General features: G+C 69.8%; 7 protein-coding genes. 2 read left to right on the plus strand and 5 right to left on the minus strand.

The features are described 5' to 3' along the window. The 5 genes from RT309_RS11345 to RT309_RS11365 all read right to left on the minus strand — a co-directional run. The coding region (locus RT309_RS11345) for a glycoside hydrolase family 43 protein (RefSeq protein ID WP_313357125.1) at window positions 1–1,073 on the minus strand (1,073 nt) is incomplete at its 3' end. Next, a complete protein-coding gene (locus tag RT309_RS11350) occupies window positions 1,070–3,502 on the minus strand; it encodes a glycoside hydrolase family 3 N-terminal domain-containing protein (RefSeq protein ID WP_313357127.1) in 2,433 nt (810 codons plus the stop codon). The genes RT309_RS11350 and RT309_RS11345, both read right to left, overlap by 4 nt. 1 nt (window position 3,503) lies before the next feature. After that, window positions 3,504–4,403: a carbohydrate ABC transporter permease gene (locus RT309_RS11355; protein WP_083428736.1), complete on the minus strand. Its 900-nt coding sequence runs from the start codon at window positions 4,401–4,403 to the stop codon at window positions 3,504–3,506. Further along, the gene (locus RT309_RS11360) at window positions 4,400–5,413 is read right to left on the minus strand and encodes a carbohydrate ABC transporter permease (protein WP_191712621.1); all 1,014 of its coding nucleotides are present in this window, start codon (window positions 5,411–5,413) and stop codon (window positions 4,400–4,402) included. Before RT309_RS11360 ends, RT309_RS11355 begins: the two co-directional genes overlap by 4 nt. 7 nt (window positions 5,414–5,420) lie before the next feature. After that, entirely contained in the window at window positions 5,421–6,707 is a 1,287-nt protein-coding gene (locus tag RT309_RS11365) for an extracellular solute-binding protein (protein WP_313357129.1), read from the minus strand. A gap of 138 nt (window positions 6,708–6,845) precedes the next feature. Here RT309_RS11365 and RT309_RS11370 point away from each other — a divergent pair, with 138 nt between their 5' ends. Next, complete coding sequence (locus RT309_RS11370; RefSeq protein ID WP_071643593.1) at window positions 6,846–7,844, plus strand: LacI family DNA-binding transcriptional regulator; 999 nt, start codon at window positions 6,846–6,848, stop codon at window positions 7,842–7,844. A gap of 110 nt (window positions 7,845–7,954) precedes the next feature. After that, entirely contained in the window at window positions 7,955–9,145 is a 1,191-nt protein-coding gene (gene xylA, locus RT309_RS11375) for a xylose isomerase (RefSeq protein ID WP_071643594.1), read from the plus strand. Window positions 9,146–9,315 lie beyond the last annotated feature (170 nt).

Raw genomic sequence — 9,315 nt, forward strand, 5'->3', positions numbered from 1 at the left:
GGCATGCGCCACACCGCGCCGTCCACACGGGCGACCTCGGCAGGCCGTGCGCGCAGCGCCGTCCACCGCGGGTCGTGCGGCGCCACGAGGCCGGCGACCCGGTCGTCGGGCTGCCAGCTTCGCGCGGGGGCCGCTTCGGTCGCCCAGGGCGCTGCGATCTCGCGGGGCAGCCGCCCCTCACCGGGAGCGAAGACGGGCCAGCCGTCCTCCCAGCCGACCGGGCAGAGGAAGGTCTCGCGCCCGAGCGGGTAGTGGTGTCCGTCGGCGGCTCGCATCGCGAGCATCAGCGCCTGCCACGAGCCGTCCGGCGCCTGCACGAGATCGGCGTGCCCAGCGCCGATCACGTCCGCGCTGCGGCCGAGGTGTCGGTGCGTGAAGACCGGATTCGCCCGGTTTCCCCGGTACGGACCCGTCACCGCATCCGCGCGGGCCACGCTCACGGCGTGGTGGAACTCGGTGCCGCCCTCGGCGGCGACGAGGTGCCACTCGCCGTCGATCCGGTACAGGTGCGGGCCTTCCGCCCAGACAGCTCCGTGCACGGCTCCACGCCAGATCACGTGCTCGTCGCCGACCAGCGCGCGCTGCGCGGGCGAGTACTCCCGCACCCACACCTCGGTCTGGTCGTGCCAAGCGGGGTCGGCGGCAAGGCGCGTGCCGTGCATCCACACCCGACCGTCCTCGTCGAAGGCCAGCGACGGGTCGATACCGTCGACGTCGAGCATCACCGGGTCGCTCCAGGGTCCCTGCGGCTGCTCGGCGGTGACGACGAAGTTGCCTCCTCGGCTCGGGTCGTCGCGGTCGACGAGCGTGCACACCACCCAGAACCGGCCCAGGCCGTGACGGATGGTGGGCGCGTACAGGCCACCAGAGGAGCGGATGCCGTCGAACTCGAGCATCCCCGGCCGGTCGATGACGTGACCGATCGTCTGCCACCGCAGCAGGTCTCGGGAGCGCATCACGGGCAGCCCGGGGAGGTACTCGAAGGTCGAGGTGACCAGGTAGTACCACTCCCCGACCCGGCACACCGACGGGTCGGGATGACAGCCGGGCAGCACCGGGTTGGAGGCGGTCACGCCCGCACGCTCGGAGACACCTCGACCGTCACGACGCGCCCGTCCGCACCCGACACCCGGTGCACGTCACCGGTGAGCACCATGCTGCGTGGAGCGGTGGCAGCGCCCGGCAGCACCACCTGCTCCCGCGTGCGCTCGTTCGAGATCGCGCCGCCGGTCGTGCCGGCGAGATCGGCGGTGGGTGCGGATGCCGCTGCGTGCGCAGCCGCCCACACCAGCACCTCACCGGGCTCGACGACGCGGGTCAGCGCGCGATCCGTGAACGCGAAGCGGCCGGCCGGGACGTCGAAGCTCACCCGCCGGCTCTCCCCGGGTTCGAGTGCCACCCGCGCGTAGCCGAGCAGCTGCGCGACCGGCCTCGTCACCGTCGCGACGACGTCGCGGCCGTACAGCTGCACGACCTCGTCGCCGGGCAGCTCACCCGTGTTGGTCACGGTGACAGAGGCGGTGAAGCGACCTCCCGTGCTCGCCTCGGCGGGCACCTCGAGGTCGGTGTACGCGAAGCTCGTGTACGACAGGCCGAATCCGAACGGCCGCAGCGGCGTCGGGTCGGTCGCGGTCACCTCCGACGGCCCGCCGAGGATGGGATGCAGGTAGCTGTACGGCTGCACGCCGGAGAAGCGCGGCAGGCTCACCGGCATCCGGCCCGACGGGGTTACCTCTCCGGTCAGCACCCGAGCGAGCGCCGTGCTGCCGGCCTCGCCGGGGAAGAACGACTGCAGCACGGCTGCCGGTCGCACGACGCCCTCGAGCGCCCAGGCGATCGCGTACGGACGGCCGGTCAGCAGGACCATGATCACCGGTGTCCCGGTCTCGACGATCCGCTCGACGAGCTCGCGCTGCACGCCGGGCAGGTCGAGCGACTGCACGTCGTTGCCCTCGCCCACCGTGCCGCGGCCGAACAGACCCGCCTGATCGCCGACGACCACGACCGCCAGGTCGGCGTCCGCCGCCGCCAGAGCCGCGTCGTCGAACCCCGACCGGTCGTCGCCCTCGACGTCGCATCCGCTCAGGTGCACGATCTCGGCATCCGGCATCGCCACGGCGAGCGCCTCGCGCACGGTGGGGATCTCGAATCCGACCTCGTGGTCGGGATGATGGGCCAGCACGTGGTTGGCGAAGGAGTAGCAGCCCTGCAGCGCGGCGGAGCGGTCGGCGTTCGGGCCGATCAGGGCGATGCGCGCGGCGCGGTCGGCGATCGGCAGCACGCCGTCGTTCGCGAGCAGCACGATCGACTCGGCCGCGAGACGCAGCGCGGCCGCTCGGTGCTCTGCGGTGTCGAGATCGACGACAGCCGGCGGCGCCCCCTGGAACGCGTCCGGGTCGAGCAGTCCGAGCTCCTCCTTCTGCGCGAGGACGCGGATGACCGCCCGGTCGAGGTAGGCCTCGTCGAGCTGCCCCGTGCGCACCCGCTCCACGAGCGGTGCGAGGTAGGCGTCTCCGGAGGGCAGCTCGACATCGATGCCGGCCGTGAGCGCCAGTTCGGCTGCCTCGCCGCGGTCGCGCGCGACGGCGTGCATGACCTCGAGGAAGGCGACGGCGAAGTAGTCGGCGACGACGACGCCGTCGAAGCCGAGCTCGTCGCGCAGCAGGTCGGTGAGCAGCGTCGGGTCGGCTGCCACGGGCACCCCGTCGATCTCGGAGTAGCTGTTCATCACGCTGCGTGCGCCGCCGTCGCGGATCGCCATCTCGAACGGCGGCAGGAAGACGTCGGCGACCTCGCGCGGTCCGGCCGAGACCGGGGCGTGGTTGCGCCCGGCGCGCGATCCGGAGTAGCCGAGGAAGTGCTTCAGTGTGGCGTGCACGCCCTGCGACTGCAGCCCCTGCACGTAGGCGGTGCCGATGGTGCCGACCAGGTAGGGGTCCTCGCCGATGCACTCGTCGACCCGCCCCCACCGCGGATCGCGGACGACGTCGAGCACCGGGGCGAGGCCCTGATGGATGCCGAGCTCGCGCATCGACCGCCCGATCAGCGCGCCCATCTCGGCCACGAGCTCGGGGTCGAACGAGGCGCCCCAGGCGAGCGGTGTGGGGAATGTCGCCGCCTTCCACGCGGCGAGCCCGGTCAGGCACTCCTCGTGCACGATGGCCGGGATGCCCAGGCGGGTCTCGCGCTGCAGGCGGCGCTGCTCGTCCCACAGCCACGCCGCGCGTTCCGCGGGATCGACGGGGCGGGTGCCGTACACGCGGGTGTAGTGGCCGATACCGTGGCGGGTGATCTCGCTCAGCGTGCGGGATGCGCCCGCCGTGGCCATCTCGTTCTGCATCGGCGCGACCACGTCGCCGCCCTGGTCGAGCCAGTAGCCGACGAGCTGCGCGGCCTTTTCGTCGAGGGTCATCTCCGCGAGGATCCGGGAGACGCGCGCCGAGGCGGTCGGGAAGGCGGCAACGCCGTGGGGCGTCGCCGGGGATGAGGTGCGCTCGAACATGTCAGCCCTTCACGGCTCCGGTCAGTCCGCCGACGATGCGGCGCTCGAACAGGCTGAAGAAGACCAGTGCGGGCAGCATCGACAGCGAGGTGTAGGCCAGCACGCGGGCGGTGTCGACCGAGTACTGGGAGGCGAAGTTCTGCACACCCAGCGGCAGGGTGAACAGGCTCTGGTCGCTCAGGATGAACAGCGGCAGCATGTAGCCGTTCCACGCCCCCACGAACGCCAGGATGCCGACGGTGATCACACCGGGAAGGCTCAGCGGCAGCACCATGCGCCAGAAGAAACCCAGTCGTGAGGCGCCGTCGATCGACGCCGCTTCCTCGAGCTCCTTCGGGATGGCCCGCAGGAACGGGACGAGGATGATGATGGTCATCGGCAGCGCGAAGGCTATCTGCGGGAGGATGATGCCGGCGAGGCTGTTCACCAGTCCGAGGTTGCGGATCAGGATGTACAGCGGGGTGATGGCGACCGTCACCGGGAACATCAGTCCGGCGGCGAACAGCGAGTACATCAGACCCCGCCCGCCGAAGTCGTACCGTGCGATCACGTAGCTGGCCATGAGCCCGAGCAGCACGGCGCCCACGGTGGTGCCGACCGCCGAGATGGTGGAGTTCACCATGGCGACCCAGAACTCGGAGCTCGCCAGCACGTCACCGTAGTTGGCGAACTGCCACGGTGCGGGGAACCCCGACGGGTCGAGGGTGATCTGGGAGTTCGTGCGGAATCCGCCGATGATGATGTACAGCACCGGAGTGATGCAGATGGCGATCAGCACGAGCGCGACCAGGTAGACCGCGGGGCTGCCCCACTTGACGCCGGAGTCGCGCACCCGCCGGCGCGAGCCGTTCGGCGTGACCGCCTGGATGGCGACCCGGGTGTTCAGGCTGTCGGCACTCACTTGCGCTTCCTTCCGCCGTCGCCGGTCAGTGCGCCCTCGGTGTCGCGGCGCAGGACGAAGCGCTGGTACAGCAGCGCGACGATGAGCGTGATGATGAACAGCATCACGGCGACGGCGTTGCCGAAGCCGTAGCTGCCGGCCAGGTGGCCGTTCTGGTACATGTAGGTCGCCATCGTGGAGGTCCCCGCGGTGGCGGCGATGTACTGACCCCAGATGATGTTGACCAGATCGAAGAGCTGCAGCGATCCGATGATCGACAGGAACGCCCAGATCCGGATGGTGGGCCCCAGCAGCGGGACGGTGATCGCCCACTGCGTCTTCCAGAAGCCGGCGCCGTCGATGGCGGCCGCTTCGTAGAGCTCCTCGGGGATGGACTGCATGCCCGCGAGCATGAGGATGACGGCGAAGCCGATGTACTTCCAGGTGATGATGATCATCAGCGACGTCATCGCGATCGCCGGATCGGCGATCCACGACTGCTGGAGGTCGCTCATGCCCCACTTCTCGAGCAGGGAGTTCAGCGCCCCAGCATCCTGCAGCATCAGGCTCCAGCCGATGCCGACGATCACCTCGGAGATGACGTACGGGACGAAGATCAGGATGCGGATGATCGAGCGCCCGCGGATCTTCTGGTTCATCAGCAGCGCGAACAGGATCGCGATGGGGCCCTGCAGCACCAGCGACAGCACCAGGATGATGCCGTTGTGCATGACGGCCTGACGGAACGTGTCGTCCTGCCAGATCATGACGTAGTTGTCGAGCCCGATGAACTCGGTCGGCCAGCCGAAGCCGTTCCACTTGAAGAAGCCGTAGAACGCGGCCATCGCCACCGGCAGGATGACGAAGCCGAGGAACATGATCAGCGCGGGGCCCGCGAGCAGCGCTATCTCGCCGCGCTTGCGCCAGTCGACCCGCCGCGGCCGCCGTTCCGGGGCGGGCGTCGAGCCCGCCCCGGTGAGGGCATCCTTCTCAGGCACCGTGGTGCGCTGCCGTGCCTGGGTGTCGTGCATGGTTCGGTCAGCCTCGCGCCTGCGCCTTGGCGACCGTGTCGACGAGCTTCTCGGGGCTGCCCTGTCCTGCCAGCATCTCGACGACGCTGGTGTTCAGCGCGTTGCCCACGTTCTGCCCGAGCGCGGTGTCGAGCCAGAGCGCGACGTACGGGGCCTTCTGGTAGGCCTCCATCAGCGGCTTCAGCGACGGATCGGTGACCGCGCCCGTGGCCTCCTGCGAGGCGGGGATGGTCTGGAACGCGACCGCGTACTTCTCCTGCCACTCCTTCGACGACACGAAGTTCAGGAACTTCTCGCACGACGCCGGGGAGGCCTTGGCGCACGAGTAGCCGTCGACGCCGCCCATCATGGCGCCCGCTCCGCCGTCGCCGCCGGCGACCTCGGGGAAGGGGAACCAGCCGAGGTCGGGCAGAGGCTTCTGGTCGGGGGTCAGGCTGGCGATCACGCCGACGTCCCACGCGCCCATGAGCTCCATCGCGGCCTTGTGGTTGGCGAGCAGACCGGCCGACGAGTTCGCACCCTCCTGGGGGGAGGTGGTCAGGAAGCCCTTGTTGAACGGCTCGGTCGCGGCGAACTCCTGAAGGTTCTTCGCGGCGTCCAGCCAGCACGGGTTGGTGAAGTCCGCCTCGCTGACGAGGTTCTCGATCACGTCCTGATCGCAGGCGCGCACGGCGAAGAAGTAGTACCAGTGCGCTGCCGGCCACGCCGCCTTCGCTCCGAGGGCGATCGGCTCGACACCCGAGACCTTGAGCTTCGAGACGGCGTCGTTCAGCTCGTCGAAGGTGGTGGGCTCGGACGTGATGCCGGCCTGCTCGAAGAGGTCCTTGCTGTAGAACATGCCACCGGGCAGCACGGCGCTGGGCATGCCGTAGATCTTGCCGTCGATGGTGAACGCGCCGAACGGAGCGTCTCCCATGGCCTCCTTGACATCGTCGTCGATGAGGTCGGTGAGGTCCTTCACCTTGTCGGCGCTGACGATGTCGGCCAGCTTGCCGCCACCGCGTGCCATGAAGATGTCGGGCATGTCACCGGAGTTGACGGCGGTCTGCAGCTTGCCGTCCATGTCCTCGTTCTGGATCGACGTGACCTTGATGGTCACGCCCTCGTTCTCCTCCTGGAATGCGGCCGCCGCGTCCTCCCAGTACTGCTTGCCCTCGCCGGTGGTGGAGTTGTGCCACATGGTCAGCGTCTCGCCGCCACCTTCTCCACCGGTCGAGCCCGAGCAGCCACTCAGGCCGAGCGCTCCCACGGCGACGACGGCGGTTGCCGCGAGCCAGGTCTTCCGGATCTTCATGCTGTGTCTCCTCATCGTTGAGTGGCTGGGCGCGGTATTTGTTGCCAACGACACCCAATCTCGTCGGCACCACTCTGACACCTGCTCTGCATCATGTCAATCGTTATCGATAACGTTTTCGCTCACTAGGCTGTGACCATGGCCGCCCGCCCCACCATCCACGATGTCGCCAAGGCCGCCGGCGTGTCGGTCGCGACGGTCTCGAAAGCGATCAACGGCCGCCACGGCGTCGCGCCCGCCACGCTCTCCCATGTGATGAGCGTGGTCGAGGAGCTGGGTTACGCGAGCTCGCTGGTGGCGACGTCGATGCGCCGCCGGCAGACGAACGTGATCGGAGTGCTCGTCGCCGAGTTCGAGCCGTTCGCCGTGCAGCTGCTGCAGGGCGTCTCGGCGGCACTGCAGAACACGCAGTACGACGTCCTGGCGTACGCGGGCAGCGTGTCCGCCGGCGAGCACGCGGGGTGGGAGCGCCGATCTCTGTCCCGCCTCGGGGGAACGCTCATCGACGGCGCCATCATCGTCACCCCCACCACGACCCCGGCGCACGCCACCGTGCCGATCGTGGCCGTCGACCCGCACGCCGGCCCGCAGGGCACCTCGACCGTGAGCGTGCACAACCACGACGGCGCGCACGCGGCCGTGGCGCACCTGATCGGCCTCGGCCACCGGCGCATCGGACACCTGCGCGGTCGCACCGATCTCGAGTCCGCCCTGCAGCGCGAGGCCGGCTACCGTCGGGCGCTGGCCGAGTCGGGCATCCCCTTCGACCCCGCCCTGGTCGTCGACGGCGGATACCGCGCCGCCGACTCCACCGCCGGCGCGCATCGGCTGCTCGACCTCGCCGATCGCCCCACCGCGGTCTTCGCCGCGAACGACCTGTCGGCGATCGAGATGATGCGCGTCGCCGCGGAGCGCGGGGTGCACGTGCCTCAGGACCTGTCGGTGGTCGGCTTCGACGACGTGCCCGAGGCCGCCTCGCACGACCCGCAGCTCACCACGGTGCGCCAGCCCCTGCACGAGATGGGGATGATCGCCGTGCGCGTGCTGCTCGCCATGCTCGATGAGGGCTCGCAGGAGGACGTGCGGCTGCCCGCCGAGCTCGTCGTGCGCGCGTCCACCGCCCCGCTCGCACGCTGAGCGCCACCCGCCGGCGCCGGGCGCCGGCGCATCCCGGCGTTGCATCTTCGGCATCCCGTTGATATGTTCGCCTCTACAACATTTCACCGACGTCGCTGAAGGCGGATCACATGTCTCTCACCCCCACCAAGGCCGACCGATTCTCGTTCGGGCTCTGGACCATCGGCTACAACGGCACCGACCCCTTCGGCGGCCCGACCCGACCGGCCCTCGACGTCGTGCACGCGGTCGAGAAGCTCGACGAGCTCGGCGCGTACGGCCTCACCTTCCACGACGACGACCTGTTCGCCTTCGGATCGACCGACGCCGAGCGGCAGAAGCAGATCGACCGGCTGAAGGGCGCGCTGGACGCGACCGGCCTCATCGTGCCGATGGTCACCACCAACCTGTTCAGCGCCCCCGTGTTCAAGGACGGCGGGTTCACCTCCAACGACCGTCAGGTGCGTCGCTTCGCCCTGCGCAAGGTGCTGCGCAACATCGATCTCGCCGCCGAGCTGGGGGCATCGACCTTCGTCATGTGGGGCGGCCGCGAGGGCGCCGAGTACGACTCCGCGAAGGACATCCAGGCCGCGCTCGAGCGCTACCGCGAGGCGGTCAACCTGCTCGGCGACTACGTCACCGACAAGGGCTACGACATCCGCTTCGCGATCGAGCCGAAGCCCAACGAGCCCCGCGGCGACATCCTGCTGCCCACGCTCGGCCACGCGATCGCCTTCATCGACTCGCTCGAGCGCCCCGAGCTGGTGGGCCTGAACCCCGAGGTCGGCCACGAGCAGATGGCGGGCCTGAACTTCACCGCCGGCATCGCGCAGGCGCTGTACCACGGCAAGCTGTTCCACATCGACCTGAACGGCCAGCGCGGCATCAAGTACGACCAGGACCTCGTGTTCGGGCACGGCGACCTGAACAACGCGTTCTCGCTGGTCGACCTCCTCGAGCACGGGGGCCCGAACGGCGGCGCGGCATACGACGGCCCGCGCCACTTCGACTACAAGCCCAGCCGCACCGAGGACGAGACCGGCGTCTGGGACTCGGCCGCCGCCAACATGCGCATGTACCTGCTGCTCAAGGAGCGCGCCGCGGCCTTCCGCGCCGACCCCGAGGTGCAGGAGGCACTGGCCGCGGCGAAGGTCGCCGAGCTCGCGCAGCCCACCCTCGGTGAGGGCGAGTCGTACGACGACCTGCTCGCCGACCGCAGCGCGTTCGAGGACTTCGACTCGGCGGCGTACCTGGGCGGTCACGGCTTCGGGTTCGTGCGCCTGCAGCAGCTGGCCACCGAGCACCTGATGGGCGCCCGCTGAGCCGACTCCTCCCCCGCGCCGAGGGATCTGACGGAAGGATGCCGTGATGGCACTCGTGTTGGGGGTCGACTCGTCGACCCAGTCCTGCAAGGTCGTGGTGCGGGATGCCGTGACGGGCGCCGTGCTGCGCACCGGCCGCGCGTCCCACCCCGACGGCACCGAGGTCGATC

The organism is Microbacterium sp. (genome assembly GCF_032084865.1).
In the GTDB taxonomy this organism is placed as follows: Bacteria; Actinomycetota; Actinomycetes; order Actinomycetales; family Microbacteriaceae; genus Microbacterium.